Below are 525 nucleotides of genomic sequence, written 5' to 3' on the forward strand. Positions count from 1 at the left end.
CAAGGCTGGCCTGTAACCGAAATCGAAGCTCTTATGCCTTGGAACTTCAAGTCTAACGCCATCGGCTGACCGCTTACGTTTTTGCGCAGTCTGATCAAGTTATACGGTACAGGTTCGACCAGAATTGCTTTGGACCGGGGAATTCGGTGGAGCCAGGGGGTCACGTCATCGAAAAGAACACCGTCGCAAGCGCCGACATTTACCATCTGAAAGGGACGTTGTTTGCCGGATTTGGCGGCACGGGCGGCCTGGTCCAGTAAGCGCGTCCCGCGCAGCGCAGCGCTTCGGTTCAAAATGCCATTAGGAACACTGCGCGCTGCCAGCATACGCGCAAAGTCTCTGAATTTCGAAGTTCCCGGAGCATCCATGCTCGTGACCTTTCATATGGGTTTTTAATCGAATCTTTTAGGAGGAGCAGGAAAACCTGAACTCACCTAAGGCGGTTAACTGTGAGCGCAACGAATAGCCCACGTCTTTCGTGATTGACGGAATGGGTTTCCGGCTGGCAGTCAAAACTTTTGCTTT

The 525-nt window shown here is 52.6% G+C and carries 1 pseudogene; it reads right to left on the minus strand.

Annotated elements, in window-relative coordinates:
* Window positions 1–368, minus strand: a pseudogene (locus tag JNC70_RS22840) (hypothetical protein); the annotation flags it as partial.
* Between the last annotated feature and the right edge of the window lie 157 nt (window positions 369–525).

The organism is Brucella oryzae (assembly GCF_041929965.1).
Classification (GTDB): Bacteria; Pseudomonadota; Alphaproteobacteria; order Rhizobiales; family Rhizobiaceae; genus Brucella; species Brucella oryzae.